Annotated in this window: 14 protein-coding genes and 1 pseudogene; 6 read left to right on the forward strand and 9 right to left on the reverse strand. The window is 71.3% G+C overall.

The features are described from left to right. The first annotated feature begins 243 nt into the window (after positions 1 to 243). Complete coding sequence (locus tag C1J00_RS20275) at positions 244 to 669, forward strand: PPOX class F420-dependent oxidoreductase (RefSeq protein WP_102910493.1); 426 nt, start codon at positions 244 to 246, stop codon at positions 667 to 669. A gap of 112 nt (positions 670 to 781) precedes the next feature. Here the strand turns inward: C1J00_RS20275 and C1J00_RS20280 are convergent, their stop codons facing one another. Then, positions 782 to 1,471: a response regulator gene (locus C1J00_RS20280; protein WP_102910483.1), complete on the reverse strand. Its 690-nt coding sequence runs from the start codon at positions 1,469 to 1,471 to the stop codon at positions 782 to 784. Beyond that, a complete protein-coding gene (locus tag C1J00_RS20285; RefSeq protein WP_102910484.1) occupies positions 1,468 to 3,138 on the reverse strand; it encodes a sensor histidine kinase in 1,671 nt (556 codons plus the stop codon). Before C1J00_RS20285 ends, C1J00_RS20280 begins: the two co-directional genes overlap by 4 nt. 180 nt (positions 3,139 to 3,318) lie before the next feature. Here C1J00_RS20285 and C1J00_RS20290 point away from each other — a divergent pair, with 180 nt between their 5' ends. Further along, a complete protein-coding gene (locus tag C1J00_RS20290) occupies positions 3,319 to 4,710 on the forward strand; it encodes a cation:dicarboxylate symporter family transporter (protein ID WP_102910485.1) in 1,392 nt (463 codons plus the stop codon). Between the two features lie 149 nt (positions 4,711 to 4,859). On the opposite strand, the gene C1J00_RS48305 is transcribed toward C1J00_RS20290, so the two are convergent. From C1J00_RS48305 to C1J00_RS20305, 3 genes are all read right to left on the reverse strand, one after another. Beyond that, on the reverse strand, positions 4,860 to 5,003 hold the full coding sequence (locus C1J00_RS48305) for a hypothetical protein (protein ID WP_439333421.1): 144 nt from the start codon (positions 5,001 to 5,003) through the stop codon (positions 4,860 to 4,862). Between the two features lie 352 nt (positions 5,004 to 5,355). Next, positions 5,356 to 6,255 (reverse strand): aldo/keto reductase, encoded by a 900-nt coding sequence (locus tag C1J00_RS20300; protein ID WP_102910486.1) that lies wholly within the window; start codon positions 6,253 to 6,255, stop codon positions 5,356 to 5,358. A gap of 1 nt (position 6,256) precedes the next feature. Further along, positions 6,257 to 7,168, reverse strand: a complete 912-nt coding sequence (locus tag C1J00_RS20305; RefSeq protein WP_102910494.1) for an NAD-dependent epimerase/dehydratase family protein — start codon at positions 7,166 to 7,168, stop codon at positions 6,257 to 6,259. 45 nt (positions 7,169 to 7,213) lie between these two features. On the opposite strand from C1J00_RS20305, the gene C1J00_RS20310 reads away from it, so the two are divergent. From C1J00_RS20310 to C1J00_RS20325, 4 genes are all read left to right on the forward strand, one after another. Further along, positions 7,214 to 7,723, forward strand: coding sequence for an Lrp/AsnC family transcriptional regulator (locus C1J00_RS20310; RefSeq protein WP_245936419.1), 510 nt, complete (start codon positions 7,214 to 7,216; stop codon positions 7,721 to 7,723). Positions 7,724 to 7,752: 29 nt separating this feature from the next. Continuing rightward, positions 7,753 to 8,181 (forward strand): MerR family transcriptional regulator, encoded by a 429-nt coding sequence (locus tag C1J00_RS20315; RefSeq protein WP_102910488.1) that lies wholly within the window; start codon positions 7,753 to 7,755, stop codon positions 8,179 to 8,181. Between the two features lie 35 nt (positions 8,182 to 8,216). Next, the gene (locus tag C1J00_RS20320) at positions 8,217 to 8,531 is read left to right on the forward strand and encodes a thioredoxin family protein (RefSeq protein WP_102910495.1); all 315 of its coding nucleotides are present in this window, start codon (positions 8,217 to 8,219) and stop codon (positions 8,529 to 8,531) included. A 196-nt stretch (positions 8,532 to 8,727) separates the two neighbouring features. Beyond that, a complete protein-coding gene (locus tag C1J00_RS20325) occupies positions 8,728 to 10,959 on the forward strand; it encodes a HelD family protein (protein ID WP_245936420.1) in 2,232 nt (743 codons plus the stop codon). A gap of 215 nt (positions 10,960 to 11,174) precedes the next feature. Here C1J00_RS20325 and glgB read toward each other — a convergent pair whose 3' ends face one another. The 4 genes and pseudogenes from glgB to C1J00_RS20345 all read right to left on the reverse strand — a co-directional run. Continuing rightward, the gene (gene glgB / locus C1J00_RS20330) at positions 11,175 to 14,069 is read right to left on the reverse strand and encodes a 1,4-alpha-glucan branching enzyme (RefSeq protein WP_102910490.1); all 2,895 of its coding nucleotides are present in this window, start codon (positions 14,067 to 14,069) and stop codon (positions 11,175 to 11,177) included. A 31-nt stretch (positions 14,070 to 14,100) separates the two neighbouring features. After that, on the reverse strand, positions 14,101 to 15,543 hold the full coding sequence (locus tag C1J00_RS20335) for a maltokinase N-terminal cap-like domain-containing protein (RefSeq protein ID WP_102910491.1): 1,443 nt from the start codon (positions 15,541 to 15,543) through the stop codon (positions 14,101 to 14,103). Positions 15,544 to 15,743: 200 nt separating this feature from the next. Continuing rightward, positions 15,744 to 17,465, reverse strand: a complete 1,722-nt coding sequence (gene treS / locus C1J00_RS20340) for a maltose alpha-D-glucosyltransferase (RefSeq protein ID WP_102910492.1) — start codon at positions 17,463 to 17,465, stop codon at positions 15,744 to 15,746. Then, positions 17,462 to 17,933: pseudogene (locus tag C1J00_RS20345) on the reverse strand (alpha-1,4-glucan--maltose-1-phosphate maltosyltransferase); the annotation flags it as partial. The pseudogene C1J00_RS20345 and the gene treS, both read right to left, overlap by 4 nt.

Here is a 17,933-nt window from a genome sequence, read left to right on the forward strand (position 1 = left end):
GGGCTGGCTCGGTCGGGCTGAAGGTCGGCGCACGGCCCACAAGCTAGGGCGGTGGCGGTGGGCTGACTACGGTCTGTTCGGCCAGGATCACGGATTGTAGGAAGCTACGGCTACCGGCGGGTTCGACCGGGGCTGAAGATCGTCTTCCGGTCGGCGCGGAAGGGGGGCGAGGATGGCGCCGGGTCCGGTGATCGCGGGCCCGGAAAGGCAGTGACCCAGGTGAACGGCAAGCTCAACGAGCATATGCGCGAGCGTCTTCTCGCGCCGAACTTCTGGCATCTCGCGACGGTGGGGGCGGACGGGGCGCCTCAGGTGTCGCCCATGTGGGCGGACATCGAAGGGGAGTACGTCATGGTCAACACCTCGATGGGGCGGGTGAAGGAGGAGAATCTGCGGCGCAATCCGTACGTTTCGCTGTCGCACCACGACCCCGCGAACCCCTACGACCGCGCCGAGATCCGCGGGAAGGTCGTGCGGTTCGTGGAAGGGGAGGCCGCGGAGCGGTCGATGGACCGGCTGGCGCGGAAGTATCTCGGCGAGGACCGCTACCCGTGGCTGCTGCCGGGGGAGCGCCGGGTGATGCTGCTGATCGAGCCGACGCGGGTGCGGAGGCAGGAGGGGGTCGAGCCGTTCCGGGCGGGAGTGCTGCCGGAGGGAACGCCGGACTGAACCACGGCCCGGCCCTCGTGGGGACCACGGCCCGGCCTTCGTGGGACCACCGTTCGGCCCTCGTGGGGACCACCGTTCGGCCCTTGACCGCCCCGCCCGGAGCGAAGCCCCCTCAGGGGGCGGTGACCCAGCGGTACTGCAACTCCGGCCGTCCCACCGTGCCGTACTGCGGGCGGCGCGCCGCGCGGCCCGCGTCGACCAGGTGCTCCAGGTAACGGCGGGCCGTGATGCGTGAGATGCCCACGCTCTCCGCGACTCCGGCGGCCGTGAGGCCTTCCCGGCTGTCGCGCAGGGCCACCGTCACCCGCTCCAGTGTCGGTGCGCTCAGACCCTTGGGCAGCGCGGCCGGACCCGGTGCGCGCAGGGCCGCGAGCGCCCGGTCCACCTCGTCCTGGCCGCTCGCCTCGCCGACCGAAGCGTGGAACTCGGCATAGCGCACGAGACGGTCGCGCAGGGTCGCGAAGGTGAAGGGCTTCAGGACGTACTGGACGACCCCGAGCGAGACGCCCTCGCGGACCACGGCCAGATCGCGGGCCGACGTCACCGCTATCACGTCCGCGTGGTGACCGGCCGCCCGCAGGGACCGGGCCAGCTGCAGCCCGTGCACGTCCGGCAGATGCAGATCGAGCAGCAGCAGGTCCACCGGTGTGCGGTCCAGGGCCCGGCGGGCCTCCGCGCCCGTGTGCGCCTTGCCCACGGCCACGAAGCCGGGCACCCGGCCGACGTACAGGACGTGGGCGTCGGCGGCGACCGGGTCGTCCTCCACCACCAGGACGCGGATGTCCTTCTCGCTGCTCGTCATGCGTCGCCTCCAGCGCCTCTGGCCGCCGCGACCGGGGAGGGCACGCCCCCGGCCGCCGTCCCGGGCTCCCGCAGTGGCAGCCGTACCTCGAACTCGGCCCCGCCCCCGTCGGCCTCCGCCACGGTCAGGGAGCCCCCGTGCCGCTGGCTCGTCTGCCGTACCAGCGCCAGCCCGAGGCCCCGGCCGCCCGGGCCCGCCGGTTTCGTCGAGAAGCCGCGCTGGAAGACCGCCTCGGCGTGCTCGGGATTCACCCCCGGGCCCGTGTCCGAGACCCGCAGCACCAGCTCCGGGAGGTCGTCGGAGATCCTGGTGTACGCCGCCACCGTCACCCGTGCCCGCACGCTGCCCTGCGCCGCGTCCACGGCGTTGTCGATCAGGTTGCCGAGGATGGTCACCAGGTCCCGCGCCGGCAGGGTCTCGGGCAGCAGGCCGTCGTCCAGGCTGCTGTCCTCGGAGACCATCAGCTCCACGCCCCGCTCGTTCGCCTGGGCCGTCTTGCCCAGCAGCAGCGCCGCCAGTACCGGTTCGCTCACCGCCGCCACGACCTGGTCCGTCAGGGCCTGGGCCAGCTCCAGCTCGGCCGTCGCGAACTCCACCGCTTCCTCCGCCCGGCCCAGCTCGATCAGCGAGACGACCGTGTGCAGCCGGTTCGCCGCCTCGTGCGCCTGTGAGCGCAGCGCCAGTGTGAAGCCCCGCTCGGAGTCCAACTCGCCCATCAGCGACTGGAGTTCCGTGACATCGCGCAGGGTGGCGACCGTACCGCGCCGCTCACCGCCCGACACCTGCGAGGTGTTGATGACCAGGACCCGGGACGCCGTCAGATGCACCTCGTCCACCCGCGGCTCCGACGCCAGCAGGGCGCCCGTCAGCGGGGCAGGCAGCCCGAGCTCCGCCACCGACCTGCCCACCACGTCCCCGGCCACGCCGAGCAATTCGCGCCCTCCGTCGTTGATCAGCGCCACACGGTACTGCCCGTCCAGCATCAGCAGCCCCTCGCGCACGGCGTGCAGGGCGGCCTGGTGGTAGTCGTGCATCCGGCTCAGCTCGGCCGCGTTCATGCCGTGGGTGTGGCGGCGCAGCCTGGCGTTGATGACGTACGTGCCGACCGCGCCCAGCACCAGCGCGCCGGCCGCGACGCCGAGCAGGGCCGTCAGCTGGTCCTGCACCCGCTGGGTGATCTCCTCGACCCGTATGCCGGCGCTGACCATGCCGACCACCCGCGGGCCGTCCTGGATCGGGGTGACCGCGCGGACCGACGGGCCGAGCGTGCCGGTGTAGGTCTCGGTGAACGTCTCGCCGCGCAGCGCCTTCTCCGTGTGGCCCTGGAAGGTCTGTCCGATCTGGTCGGGGTCGGGGTGCGTCCAGCGGATGCCCCGCGGATCCATGATCGTGATGAAGTCGACCTCGGTGTCCCGCATCACCTTCAGTGCGTACGGCTGGAGCTCGGCCGACGGGTCGGCGGCGCGGCTCGCCGCCAGCACGGACGGGGAGTCCGCGACGGATCGCGCCACCGCCCTGGCCTGGCGCGTCGCGGCCTCCTCGGCCTGGCTGCGGTCGCTGACGTAGGAGAACAGCGCGTATCCGGCCACGACGACCGCTATCAGGACGGCCTGCATGGCGAACAGCTGGCCCGCCAGACTGCGGGGACCCGGGACGGAGAAGCGCATGCCGTCAGTCTGCCTCGTGGCTGATTGTGAACTATATGAACGGAAGGGTGACCGCGCTCACACAGCAGGACATAGTCACGGCATTCCCCATAACGCATCTCCGGGAGCTCCCCGCTCCCTTTTCCCCCGGACGTGAGCCGCACGCCGGTGATGCCGACGACGTCGTCAAGGAGGGCCGCCGTGACCAGCGCAGCCGATACGGCACCTGCCGCACCCAAGGCCAAGCGGGACCGCACGCACTATCTCTACATCGCGGTGATCATCGCCGTCGCCGCCGGTATCGCGGTGGGTCTGGCCGCACCGGACTTCGCTGTCGGGCTGAAGCCGATCGGCACCGGGTTCGTGAACCTGATCAAGATGATGATCTCGCCGATCATCTTCTGCACGATCGTGCTGGGCATCGGCTCGGTACGGAAGGCCGCGAAGGTCGGGGCCGTGGGCGGTATCGCCATGGGCTACTTCCTGGTGATGTCGTTCGTGGCACTGGGCATAGGCCTGGTCGTCGGCAACATCCTGGAGCCGGGCACCGGCCTCGCGGTGACCGACGCGATCAAGGACGCCGGTCACGCACAGGTCGACGCCGAGGCCAAGGACACCACGGAGTTCCTGCTCGGCATCATCCCGACCACGATCGTCTCCGCCTTCACCAACGAGTCGGTCCTGCAGACCCTGCTGATCGCCCTGCTCGCCGGCTTCGCCCTGCAGGGCATGGGCTCGGCAGGCCAGCCGATCCTGCGCGGTATCGAGCACATCCAGCGGCTCGTCTTCCGCATCCTCGCCATGGTGATGTGGGCCGCCCCCATCGGCGCGTTCGGCGCGATCGCGGCCGTCACCGGCTCCGCGGGTCTTGACGCGCTCAAGAGCCTCGCCGTTCTCATGCTCGGCTTCTACGTCACCTGCTTCCTCTTCGTCTTCATCGTGCTCGGCATCCTGCTGCGCGTCTTCACCGGCCTGAACATCCTCACCCTGTTCAAGTACCTGGGCCGCGAGTTCCTGCTGATCCTTTCCACCTCCTCCTCCGAGTCCGCGCTGCCGCGGCTCATCGCGAAGATGGAGCACCTGGGCGTCAGCAAGCCGGTGGTCGGCATCACCGTCCCGACCGGCTACTCCTTCAACCTCGACGGCACCATGATCTACATGACCATGGCGTCCCTGTTCATCGCCGACGCCATGGGCACGCCGATGTCGATCGGCGAGCAGATCCCGCTGCTGCTCTTCCTGCTGATCGCCTCCAAGGGAGCCGCCGGTGTCACCGGCGCCGGCCTCGCGACCCTTGCCGGTGGTCTGCAGTCGCACAAGCCGGCCATGGTGGACGGCATCGGCCTCATCGTCGGCATCGACCGCTTCATGAGCGAGGCCCGCGCCCTGACCAACTTCGCCGGCAACGCCGTGGCCACCGTGCTGATCGGCACCTGGACGAAGGAGATCGACAAGGAGCGGGTCAACCAGGTCCTCGCCGGTCAGCTGCCCTTCGACGAGAAGACGCTGCTGGACGACGGCCACGGCGGTCCGGCCGAGGACCACGTCGAGGTGCCCGAGCAGGGCGGCGAGAAGGAGCTGGCGAAGGCCTGACGGCCGGCGCCGCCCCAGCGAGACTCCGGGCGGCTGGGTGTCCCCCCGTCGCTCAGCCGCCCGGTCCACCGCCGGCTCCTCCGAGGAGACCAATCGCTCCTCCGAGGAGACCAATCGCTCCTCCGGAAGACCGATCGCTCCCCAGAAGATCAATCGTTCAGCTTCGCCACCAGCTCGGTGGCATCGGAGGCGGGCACGCCCGCCGCGGTCAGGATGGTGACCGCGGCGCAGCGGCCCGCCTCTCGTGCTGCCACGAGCTCGTCGTTCACCGCCTCCATCAGCGCGACCAGCATCTGCCCCTGTACGTACGCCGGCGCCGACGCGGGCAGGGTGAGCTGGAGACGCCCTGGTCGAGGGCGTGCCGGAGCACCTCGGTGGCGGCCTCCCTGACGGGGGCGAGCCGCTCCCGGATGCCCTGCATGGTGACCGGGCGCTGGGCGAGCGCGATCAGCAGCCGGTAGCGGTCGGTGGCTGTGAGTCGGGGCGGCAGCGCACGTATGCGCCCGGTTTCGGGGAGTGCCCCTGAGTCGGCATGGCCCGCCCGGAAGGCGTGCCCATCCCCGAAAGCGTGTGGCCCCTCTTCGGTCCGGACGAGCGGCCCCGCCCGCGTGGGGGCAGGCCGCCCGGGCGGTGCGGAATCCCCTCCTACGCGGGAACCGGCCCGGCCGCCTCGTCCAGCCGGGCCGTCTCCTCGGCGGTGAGCAGCAGGTCCGCCGCGGCCGCCGAGTCCCTGATCGTCCGAGGCCGGCTCGCTCCCGGGATCGGGACGACCGCCGGGGACCGGGCCATCAGCCAGGCCAGTCCGACCCGTTGGGGACTGACACCGCGCTCCGCCGCCACCGCGTGGAAGGCCGCGAAACGCCGGTCCCCTTCCGTGCGCGACGGCCCGTCCAGGGAGCTGCGGGCCAGCCCGCCCAGTGGGCTCCACGGCAGGAACGCCAGCCCGAGTTCCTCGCACAGCCGCAGCTCCGGCTCACTGTCCCGGACGGCCGGGGAATACCGGTTCTGCACCGACACCAGCCGGTCGCCGAGGATCTCGTGCGCCCGCCGGATCTGGTCCGCGTCCGCGTTGGACACCCCGGCCAGCCGGATCGTGCCCGCGTCGAGCAGCTCGCGCAGCGCGCCGACGGACTCCTCGAAGGGCACGGCCGGGTCGGGCTTGTGCAGCTGGTAGAGGCCGATCGCCTCCACTCCCAGCCGCTTGCGCGACGCCTCGGCGGCGGCCTTGAGGTGCCGGGGACGGCCGTTCACCGTCCAGTCGCCGCCCGCCGGACGGCCGCGGCCACCCTTCGTCGCCACCAGGACGGAGGACGTGTCACCGCCGTAGGCGGCCAGCGCGCGGGCAACCAGGTGCTCGTTGTGCCCGGGCTCCTCGCCCGGCAGGTGGTACGAGTCGGCCGTGTCCAGGAGGGTCACACCCGCGTCGAGCGCGGCGTGCACGGTGGCCAGGGCACGCTCCTCGTCCGGCCGGCCCTCGATGGACAGCGGCATCACGCCCAGCCCGACCGCACTCACCCGAAGACCGCCGAGAGTCCTGCGGCGCACGTCAGTCGCCCTTCCCGAGGGTCTCGGCGACGGCACGCGGCAGCCACTGCCGGGCCTCGCCGAAGGTGAAGCCCAGCCGGGCGGCCCGGGCGTTGTCCATGCCGTAGGAGCGGCGGAACGAGAACGGCGAGACCTCCCCGACCTCCACGGGCCGGAACTCGGCCCGGCCGCCCGGGACATGAGCGGCCACCGCCGTGCACAGCTCCTCGGTGCTCAGCGTCCCGGAGGAGGCGGCGTTCACCGGCCCGGTGAAGTCCTCGCCCGCCGCCCAGGCCAGGAAGCGGGCGATCTCCTCCACGTACACGTACGTGGCCGGCCGGTTCACCGCCGGTACGGCTATCGGCTCGCCGGTGCCCATCCGCTCGGCGTAGTGGGCCAGCCTGCCCGTGAAGTCGTCGTCCCCGCCCAGCACATGGGCCACCCGCACCATCGCGGTCTCAAACCCCTGTCCGGCCGCGAGGACCGCCTCGGCCTGCCGCTTGCCCTCCCCGTAGTGGGTCTCCAGGAACGCGGGGTCGTCCCAGGGCAGCCCGGGGTCGACGGCGGCCGTGGACGGGTCGACGGCCTCCTCACGCACCGGGTCGGTGGAGTCCTCGTACTCGTACACCTCGACCGTGGAGGTCATCACATAGCGGCGGGTGCGTCCGGTGAAGACGCGGCGGGCGATCGCGGCCTGGCGCGGGGTGTAGCAGACCTGGTCGACGACGACGTCGAAGACCCGCGAGCCGAGCGCGCCGGTCAGCGACCTTTCGTCGTCCCGGTCGGCGAGCAGGTGCTCCACCCCGGCGGGTGGCGGGGCGGACCCGCGGTTCAGCACGGTGACTTGGTGGCCGTCGGCGAGGAGCCGCGCGACGAGACGCTTTCCGACGTAACGGTTGCCGCCGATGACCAGTATTTCCAGGGCCTTTTCCATGGCCATAATTCTCCCGGCGTACATCCACGCTCTGAAGGGGGAACCATGGGAGTTCAGGCCGCCGCACCGAAAGAACCACGGCATCTGCGGACCGCCGCCGACGAAACATCGGTGGTCTTCGACGCGCTGGACCGGCAGATCCTCCAGCTGCTCCAGACGGACGGCCGGATCAAGCTCAGCGAGCTGGGCCGCCGGGTCCGGCTCAGCCCCGCGGCCGTCACCGAGCGGGTGCGGCGGCTGGAGTCGGCGGGCGTGATCAGCGGCTACGGCGCCCACGTCGTGCCGGCCCGGCTCGGCTACGGCATCCAGGCGTTCATCCGGGTCGATCCGCACGGCGGCTACACCCTCAAGCACCCCAGGACGCTGGAGCTGATCGAGCGTCCCGAGATCACCGAGGTGCACCACGTGGTCGGGGAGGACTGCTGGATCCTCAAGGTCGCCGTCCGGGACACCGTCCATCTGGAGGACGTCCTGGAGGCGGTCTCCGCGCTGGGCCGCACCACCACGTCCATCGTGCTGACCTCCCCGGTGGAGCGGAAAGCGCTGTTGCCTTGACGCCGGGGTCAAGGATTACGTTCGACCGCATGCGAATCGGCGAGCTGGCCGCACGGGCCGGGACCACGACGCGGACGCTGCGGTACTACGAGTCACGGGGGCTGCTGCCGGCCCGGCGCACCGGGAACGGGTACCGCACCTACGACGAGAGCGACCTGCGGCTGCTCCGGCAGATCCGGACACTCCAGGACTTCGGGTTCGGCCTGGAGGAGACGCGGCCGTTCGTGGAGTGTCTGCGGGCCGGGCACCCCGAGGGCGACTCGTGCCCGGCGTCGCTCGCGGTCTACCGGCGCAAGCTGGGTGAACTCGACGCACTGATCGGTCAGTTGACGGGCGTGCGGGACACCGTGGCGCGGCAGTTGGAGCGAGCCGAACTGGCGCGGGCCGAGCTGGCCGCCGAGGCGGAGGTTCCGGGCGGTCCGGAGCCCGCATGCGAGCTGGGAGGCGACTCGTGGTGACGGAAGTGACTGGTGTGACAGGAGCGACCGGGGTGGTGACCGATGTGACTGACGCTGATTTCGAGGTGGAGGTGATCGGCGCGGAGCTACCGGTGCTGGTGGAGTTCACCGCCGACTGGTGCCCGCCCTGCCGGCAGATGGGCCCGGTGCTCAAAACCCTCGCCGTCGAGGAGGGCGACCGGCTGAAGGTGGTGCAGCTCGACGTCGACTCCAACCCGGCGACGACCAACGCCTACAAGGTGCTGTCCATGCCGACGTTCATGGTGTTCCGCGGCGGCGAGCCGGTGAAGGCGATGGTCGGCGCACGGGCCAAGCGGAAGCTGCTGGAGGAGCTCGCCGACGTGATCTAGGCGACCCGCCCGGACACACCTGCCCTGACAGACCCTGACAACAGGAAATCCCCCGAGCAATTGCGCTCGGGGGATTTCCTTGCGTATATTTGTTTGTTCGTGACTTCAAGTCGATTGAAGTCACAGTGAAGTTCAGTGAGCACAGTATATCCGGGCGGGAGTGGAATTGTCAAACACCGAATTTCCGGACGATGAATTGCGACAGGAACAGGAATTCATCGACGAGTTGTACGCGCGCGTGGACGCGCTGCGCGGCGACGCCGAGACCTCCGTCACGGACGCGCTCGCCCAGGGCAACACCCCCATGCAGGCCAGACTGGAGCGGGACATCCTCGTGGCCGAGCGCTCCGGGCTGCTCGCCGCGCTGAACGCGGTGGACGGCTCCCTGTGCTTCGGCCGGATCGACCTCACCTCGGGCGTCACCCACCGCATCGGCCGCATCGGCCTGCGCGCCGACGACGCCGAGCGCACCCCCGTCCTGATCGACTGGCGCGCCGATGTCGCCCGCCCCTTCTACCTGGCCACCGGCCACACCCCGATGGGCCTCAGGCGCCGGCGGCACATCGCCACCGAGGGCCGCGAGGTCACCCACCTGCACGACGAGATCCTCGACCTCGGCGACCAGACCCGCACCGGCCACGAGGACCCCACCGGCGACGCCGTCCTGCTCGCCGCGCTCAACTCCGCGCGCACCGGCCGCATGGGCGACATCGTGCAGACCATCCAGGCCGACCAGGACCGCATCATCCGCGCCCCGCACCGCGGCATCATGGTGGTGGAGGGCGGCCCGGGCACCGGCAAGACGGCCGTCGCCCTGCACCGCGCCGCCTACCTGCTCTACGAGCACCGGGAACTGCTCGCCAAGCGGGCCGTGCTGATCGTCGGGCCCAACCCGGCGTTCCTCGGCTACATCGGAGAGGTGCTGCCCTCCCTCGGTGAGACGGGCGTGCTCCTCGCGACCGTCGGCGAGCTGTTCCCCGGTGTGAAGGCGACCGCGACCGACCCGCCCGAGGCGGCCACCGTGAAGGGCCGGGCCGGCATGGCCGACGTGCTCGCCGAGGTCGTGCGCGGCCGGCAGGCGCTGCCCGACCCGGTGATCGCCATCGAGCACGACCGCGAGGTCCTCATGCTCGACGACGGCCTGGTCAACGTCGCCCGCGAACGCACCCGTGCCGCCAAGCTGCCGCATAACGCCGCCCGCGAGCACTTCGAGGGCCACATCCTCAACGCCCTCACCGACCTGTACGCCGAGCGGATCGGCACCGACCCCTTCGACGGGTCCAGCCTGCTCGACCCCAGCGACATCACCCAGATCCGCGACGACCTCGCCGATAACCCCGAAGTGTGGTCGGCCATCGACCAGCTGTGGCCGCTGCTGACCCCGCAGCGGCTCGTCGCGGACTTCCTCGCCGCGCCGGAGGAGTTCCTGCCCGCCGAGGACGCCGACGCGGTACGCCGCCCGGTGACCCGGCGCTGGACGGTCGCGGACGTGCCGCTGCTCGACGAGGCCGCCGAACTCCTCGGCGACGACGACCGGCTCGCCCGCGAGCGCGCCGAACGCGAACGGGAGCGGCAGATCGCCTACGCGCAGGGTGTGCTGGACGTGTCGTACGCGTCCCGGACCTACGAGTTCGAGGACAAGGAGGAGGGCGACCCCGAGTCCTCCGAGGTGCTGTCCGCGCACGACATCATCGACGCCGAGCGGTTCGCCGAGCGGCACGAGGAGGACGACCACCGCAGCGCCGCCGAGCGGGCCGCCGCCGACCGCACCTGGGCGTTCGGGCACATCATCGTCGACGAGGCGCAGGAGCTGTCGCCGATGGCGTGGCGGCTGCTGATGCGACGCAGCCCGACCCGCTCGATGACCCTGGTCGGCGACCCGGCGCAGACCGCGGAGGCGGCCGGGGTCGGTTCCTGGTCGGGCATCCTCTCCCCTTACGTCGAGGACCGCTGGGAGCACACCCGGCTGGGCGTCAACTACCGCACCCCGGCCGAGATCATGGAGGTCGCGGCGGCCGTGGTCCGCGCCGAGCAGCCGGGGTTCGAACCGCCCAGCTCGGTCCGCTCCACGGGCGTACGCCCCTGGGCACGCGCCACCGACGACCTCCCGGGCGCCGTGGCCAAGGCGGTCGGGGAGCTCACCCCCGCCGAGGGCCGGCTCGCGGTGATCGCCCCGCGCGACCTCCACCGCGGCCTCGCGGCCCGGCTGGACGGCGTCACGGCGGGCGCCGAACCGGACCTCACCCAGTCGGTGGTCCTCCTCGACCCGCGCCAGGCCAAGGGCCTGGAGTTCGACTCCGTCCTCGTGGTCGAGCCCGGCCGCTACGGCACCAGCGATCTGTACGTGGCCCTGACCCGGGCCACCCAGCGGCTGGGTGTGCTGCACACCGGGGAACTGCCGAAGGCCCTGGCGACAGCCTTCGGGTAGCAGCGCGGCCCCGTGCCCGCCCGTCGGCCGGGCGCGGGGCCCTTCTACCGCAAGAGCGCCTTCGGATCCCGCAGGGCGTGCCACGGTCCGGTCGCGAGCGGTACGACCGTCATGGCGAAGAACACCCATGCGGCCACCCCACCAGGGCCGACCGGACCAGCCGTGACGGAAGCCACACCTCCGGTCACAGCCCCGTCACAGGGGGCCCGGCCCCACTACGCCGGCCGCAGCCACACCGTCGCCAAGGGCGGCAGGGTCAGCCGGATGCTCGCCGGACGGCCGTGCCAGGGCTGGGGTTCCGGCTTGACCGGGTCGGGATGGGTGACGTCGCTGCCGCCGTAGCGGGCGGCGTCGGTGTTGACGGCCTCGTGCCAGGCGGGCACGTCCTCGGGGACGCCCAGGCGGTAGTCCTGGCGGGTGACCGGCGCGAAGTTGGACACCGCCAGCACCGGGACGCCCTCCGGGTCGAGCCGCAGGAACGCGAGGACGTTGTCCTCGGCGGCGTCCCCGACGATCCACTCGAAACCGGCCGGGTCCGTGTCCAGGCGCCACAGCGCCGGAGTCGCCCGGTAGACGGTGTTCAGGTCGCGGACCAGGTCACGCACGCCCCGGTGGTCGGGCTCCGCCCCGTAACCCGGGTCCAGCAGCCACCAGTCCGGGCCGTGCGCCTCGGACCACTCGGCGCCCTGCGCGAACTCCTGCCCCATGAACAGCAGCTGCTTGCCCGGGTGGGCCCACATGAAGCCGAGGTAGGCGCGCACCCCGGCGCGCTGCTGCCACCAGTCGCCCGGCATCTTCGACACCAGGGAGCGCTTGCCGTGCACGACCTCGTCGTGGGAGATCGGCAGCACGTAGTTCTCGCTGTACGCGTACACCATCGAGAAGGTCATCTCCCCGTGGTGGTACTTGCGGTGCACCGGCTCATGGCTCATGTACTGCAACGTGTCGTGCATCCAGCCCATGTTCCACTTCAGCCCGAACCCCAGCCCGCCGAAGCCGCTCGGGCCCTTGTGGTGGGTGGCCCGGGTGACGCCGTCCCACGCGGTGGACTCCTCGGCGATCGTGACCACACCGGGCACCCTGCGGTACACCGTCGCGTTCATCTCCTGCAGGAACGCCACCGCGTCGAGGTTCTCCCGGCCGCCGTGCTCGTTGGGCGTCCACTGGCCCGGCTCGCGCGAGTAGTCGAGGTAGAGCATCGAGGCGACGGCGTCCACGCGCAGGCCGTCGATGTGGAACTCCTCGCACCAGTACACGGCGTTCGCGACGAGGAAGTTGCGCACCTCGTTGCGCCCGAAGTCGAACTCCAGCGTGCCCCAGTCGGGGTGGGCGGCCCGCAGCGGATCCTCGTGCTCGTACAGCGGGCGGCCGTCGAACTCGGCCAGCGCCCAGGCGTCGCGCGGGAAGTGCGCGGGCACCCAGTCCATGAGGACGCCGATGCCCGCCTGGTGAAGCCTGTCGACCAGGTACCGGAAGTCGTCCGGCGTGCCCAACCGGGCCGTCGGCGCGTAGAAGCCGGTGACCTGGTAGCCCCAGGAGCCGCCGAACGGATGCTCAGCGACCGGCATCAGCTCGACGTGCGTGAATCCCAGGTTCTTCACGTACCCCGGGAGCTGCTCCGCCAGTTCACGGTAGGTCAGCCCGGGGCGCCAGGACGCCAGATGCACCTCGTACACCGAGAAGGGCGCCTCGTGGGCCGGGGCCTCGGCGCGCCGGGCCAGCCACTCGGCGTCGTCCCACTCGTAGGCCGAGGACGTGATGACCGACGAGGTCGCGGGCGGCACCTCGGTGCGGCGGGCCATCGGGTCGGCGCGCAGCGTCCTCGAACCGTCGGGCCCGGTGATCTCGAACTTGTACAGCTCGCCCTCACGCACGTCCGGCAGGAACAGCTCCCACACCCCGGACGAGCCCAGCGACCGCATGACGTGTCCCGTGCCGTCCCAGAAGTTGAAGGTGCCGGCCACGCGCACACCGCGCGCGTTCGGCGCCCACACCGCGAACCGGGTACCGGTCACGCCCTCGTGGGTCATCGGGTGCGCACCCAGCGCGGTCCACAGCTCCTCGTGCCGGCCCTCGCCGATCAGGTGCAGGTCGAGGTCGCCCAGCGTGGGCAGGAAACGGTACGCGTCCTCGGTCTCCAGGACCGTCCCCTCGTACTCCACGACGAGCCGGTACGCCGGGACCTCCCGCAGCGGCAGCAGGCCGGAGAAGAACCCCTCCCCGTCGTCGTGCAACTCGGCTCGCAGCTCCCCGGCGACGACGGTCACCGACAGGGCGTACGGCCGGAACGCCCGGAAGGCGATGCCGCCGGGCGCCGGGTGCGCGCCGAGCACGGAGTGCGGGGCGTGGTGCGTGCCGCCGAGCAGCCGGTCCCGGTCGGCCGCGCCGACGGCGGGCGAGACGGCGATCTCCATCTCCGGCGCCACGACCTGGGCGGAGGCGGCCTTCCCGGCGGGGGCGGTTTCCTTGGCCGGGGCCTTCCCGACCGCACTCTTCCTCGCGACGGCCTTCTTGGCGGGGGCCTTCGAGGCGGTGCTCCTGGCGGTCGTGGCCTTCTTGGCCGGGGTCTTCGGGGCGACGCTCTTGGGGGCGGTGGTCTGCTTGGCGGGGGCCTTCCCGGCGGTGCTCTTGGCGGCCGTGGCCTTCTTCGCGGCCGACTTCGCCGCGGTGGTCTTGGCCGACGCGGCCTTCGTGGCAGTGGCTTCGGCGGCCGTGCCCTTCACGGCGGCGGACTTCGCAGCCGTCGCCTTGACCGTCGTGGCCTTCTTCGCGGCTGCCTTCTTCACAGCCGTCTTCTTCACAGCCGTCTTCTTCGCCGCCGCCGTCTCTGCCGTCGGCTGCTCGACTGCCGGCTGTCCGGCCGCCGTCTTCTTGGCGGACGCCTTCTTCGTCGCCGCCTTCTTGGCCACTGTCTTGGCCGCGGTGGTCTTGCCGCCGGCGGCCTTCTTGGCGGTCGCCTTCGCGGGGGCCGACTTCTTCGCCGCCGCCTGTTTGGGCACCGCCGTCTTCTTCGCGGCGCTCTTCTGCTGGGCGGCCGTGGGCTGCTCGGGGATCTTCTCCCCGGCGGTCCCCTTGGGACGCGAACCGCTGGACTCAGGACGGGGGGTCACGGGCGGAGCCTCCAGGACGAGGGGTGGTCGGTCAGGTCAGGTGGCCGGTCGAGGCGAGCCGGTCTATGGCGGCCAGCGGCACCGGCAGCCAGTCGGGGCGGTGCCGGGCCTCATACACCACCTCGTAGATGGCCTTGTCCGTCTCGTAAGCGCGCAGCAGCACCGGGTCGGTGCGCGGATCGCGGCCGGAGGCCTCCGCGTAGCCGGAGCAGTACGCGGCGCGGCAGGTCTCGGCCCAGTCCGCCTGGGGCGGGTCGGCCGAGCGGGCCGCGTAGTCGAAGGACCGCAGCATGCCGGCGACGTCCCGCACCGCCGGCTGCGGCATGCGCCGCTCGGCCAGCGGCCGGGCCGGCTCGCCCTCGAAGTCGATCAGCCACCACTCGCCGGACGGTGAGCGCAGGCACTGGCCGAGGTGCAGATCGCCGTGCACCCGCTGCGCGGTCCAGGTGCGGCCCTCGGCGGCCAGATCGCCGAGCGCCGTGAACGCGGAGCGCAGCCCGCCGGCGTACGGCCGCAGCGCGGGCACCGCCTGGACGGCCGCTTCCAGGCGCTCGATCATGCCGTCGACCATGAGCTGGAGCTGCATGTGACCGAGCGTGACGGTCGGCAGCGCCCGGGCCAGCGCGGTGTGCACCTCGGCGGTGGCCCGCCCCAGCGCCCGCGCCTCGGCGCCGAAGTCCTCGCCCTTGGCCAGCTCGCGCAGCGCCAGCTCCCAGCCGTCGGAGGCGCCCTGCAGGAACGGCTGCAGCACCCCCAGGACGTACGGCTGGCCGGCCAGGTCCGCCGAGCCCGCCGAGACGACCGGGTCGGCCGTGGGAGGGATGTCCGCGACCAGCCACGCCGTCGGCGCCGGTACCCGGGGGCAGCTCTCGCGGGCCAGCGCGAGCGGCAGCTCCAGATCGGGGTTGACCCCGGGCACGATCCGGCGCAGCAGCTTCAGGATGAACGTATCTCCGTAGACGACCGACGAGTTGGACTGCTCGGCGGTCACGACGCGCGGCACCAGCCCGGAGCGGATGTCCTGCCCGGGATCCCGGTCGAAGCGCAGCCTGCCGACGCGGGCCCGGGTGCGCAGCGCCTCCAGCAGCAGCTCGGCGGGCCTCGTGTCGTGCAGGGCGTCATAGACCGTCCGGCCGGCCAGCGGCCCCGTCTGCACATGTCCGATCAGCGCGGGCGCCAGCCGAGGCGGCAGCGCCTCGCGCACGCCTATCAGCAGCTGGTAGCAGTCGCCGGGGTGACCGGGCACCCCGTGGGACGGCACGAGGGGCTGATGGGCGCGGACGAGCAGGTGGTACAGGCCCAGCTTGGACGTGGCCGGGAGCAGCTCGGTGGCCTCGACCAGCGTGAACCCGGTGACCGGCCGGCCCTTGCCCGCGAACCAGCGCTGCCGCGGCAGCCATTCCCGCAACAGCGGATCGAGGGAGGCAAGGAGGCCGGGCGGGGTGGTGACGGTGCGTGTGACGGCTTCCGACATGGCGTCGCGTCCTTTCACCCATTCTCGGTGCGCCTCCGGCGCCTGCGACCGGCTCCGGACGGCGCCCCTCCGGCTCACGCGGGTGGGCGGGTGTTACTGATGCGTGCCCCGGGCGGGGCGGAGGAAACGCCCCGCCACCGGGGTTTGCCGCCCGCCCCGCGGATCAGGCCTCAACAGGCCTTCGCAGGCCTTCGCAGGCCTCACATGGTCTCCTTGCGGAGCCTGAACCAGTAGAACCCGTGCCCCCCGAGGGTCAGCAGGTACGGCAGCTCGCCGATGGCGGGGAAGCGGACCCCGCCGAACAGCTCCACCGGGTGCCGCCCCTCGAAGGCGCTGAGATCCAGCTCCGTGGGCTGTGCGAAACGCGAGAAGTTGTTCACGCACAGCACCAGGTCGTCGTCCCCTCCTTCCCCGGATACGGGGGCCTCCCGCAGGAACGCCAGCACCGCCGGGTTCGTCGACGGGAGCTCGGTGTACGAGCCGAGGCCGAAGGCCGGGTTCTGCTTGCGGATCTCGATCATGCGCCGGGTCCAGTGCAGCAGCGACGACGGCGAGGCCATGGACGCCTCGACGCTCGTGACCTGGTAGCCGTAGACCGGGTCCATGATCGTGGGCAGGAACAGCCGCCCCGGGTCGCACGAGGAGAACCCCGCGTTGCGGTCGGGCGTCCACTGCATCGGCGTGCGCACCGCGTCCCGGTCGCCGAGCCAGATGTTGTCGCCCATGCCGATCTCGTCGCCGTAGTACAGGATCGGCGAGCCGGGCAGCGACAGCAGCAGGGCCGTGAACAGCTCGATCTGGTTGCGGTCGTTGTCCAGGAGGGGAGCGAGCCGCCTGCGGATGCCGATGTTGGCGCGCATGCGGGGGTCCTTGGCGTACTCGGCCCACATGTAGTCGCGCTCTTCGTCGGTGACCATCTCTAGCGTCAGCTCGTCGTGGTTGCGCAGGAAGATGCCCCACTGGCAGCCCGAGGGGATGGCCGGGGTCTTGGCCAGGATCTCGGAGACCGGGTAGCGGGATTCCCGCCGGACGGCCATGAAGATGCGCGGCATGACGGGGAAGTGGAACGCCATGTGGCACTCGTCGCCGCCGGCGGCGTAGTCGCCGAAGTAGTCGACGACATCCTCCGGCCACTGGTTGGCCTCCGCCAGCACCACGGTGTCCGGGTACTGCGCGTCGATCTCCTTGCGCACCCGCTTCAGGAAGTCGTGCGTCTCGGGGAGGTTCTCGCAGTTGGTGCCCTCCTGCTGGTACAGGTACGGCACCGCGTCCAGCCGGAACCCGTCGATGCCCAGGTCGAGCCAGAACTTCAGGGCGGAGATCATCTCCTCCTGCACGGCCGGGTTTTCGTAGTTGAGGTCCGGCTGGTGGGAGAAGAAGCGGTGCCAGTAGTACTGCTTGCGGACCGGGTCGTAGGTCCAGTTGGAGGCCTCGGTGTCGACGAAGATGATCCGTGCGTCCTGGTACTGCTTGTCGTCGTCGGCCCACACGTAGTAGTCGCCGTAGGGCCCGTCGGGATCCTTGCGCGACTCCTGGAACCACGGGTGCTGGTCGCTGGTGTGGTTCATGACGAAGTCGATGATCACGCGCATGCCGCGCTGGTGGGCGGCGTCGACGAACTCCACGAAGTCCGCGAGGTCGCCGAACTCCGGCAGCACGGCCGTGTAGTCGGAGACGTCGTAGCCGCCGTCGCGCAGCGGGGACTTGAAGAACGGCGGCAGCCACAGACAGTCGACGCCCAGCCACTGCAGGTAGTCGAGCTTCGCGGTCAGGCCCTTGAGGTCGCCGACGCCGTCGCCGTTGCTGTCCTGGAACGAGCGGACGAGCACCTCGTAGAAGACGGCGCGTTTGAACCACTCCGGGTCACGGTCCCGGGCGGGAGTGTCCTCGAAGGTGTCCTGAACGGGTTCGTTGACGATCATGTTGTGGGTGACCCTCCGATCTCCGGGGTGGACGGTCGCAGGACCGAGAAGACGTGCGCGGGCCCGCGGCCCGGTTCGAGGCGCACATAGTTGGCCCTGCCCCAGTGGTAGGTCTCGCCGGTGAGCTCGTCGCGCACCGGCACCGACTCGTGCCAGTCCAGGCCGAGTTGCGGCATGTCCAACGAGACCGTGGCCTCCTGGGTGTGGTGGGGGTCGAGGTTGGCGACCACCAGAACCGTGTTCGAACCCTTCCGCTTCGAGTAGGCGATCACCGCTTCCTGGTCGGCGTGGTGGAAGTGGATGTCACGCAGCTGCTGGAGGGCCGGGTTCTCCCTGCGGACGGTGTTGAGCCGGGTGAGCAGCGGGGTGATGGTGCGGCCCTCGCGTTCGGCGGTGGCCCAGTCGCGGTGCCTGAGCTGGTACTTCTCCGAGTCCAGGTACTCCTCGCCGCCCTCCTTCAGCGGGGTG

Origin of the sequence: Streptomyces cahuitamycinicus, from assembly GCF_002891435.1 — a bacterium.
GTDB lineage: Bacteria > Actinomycetota > Actinomycetes > Streptomycetales > Streptomycetaceae > Streptomyces > Streptomyces cahuitamycinicus.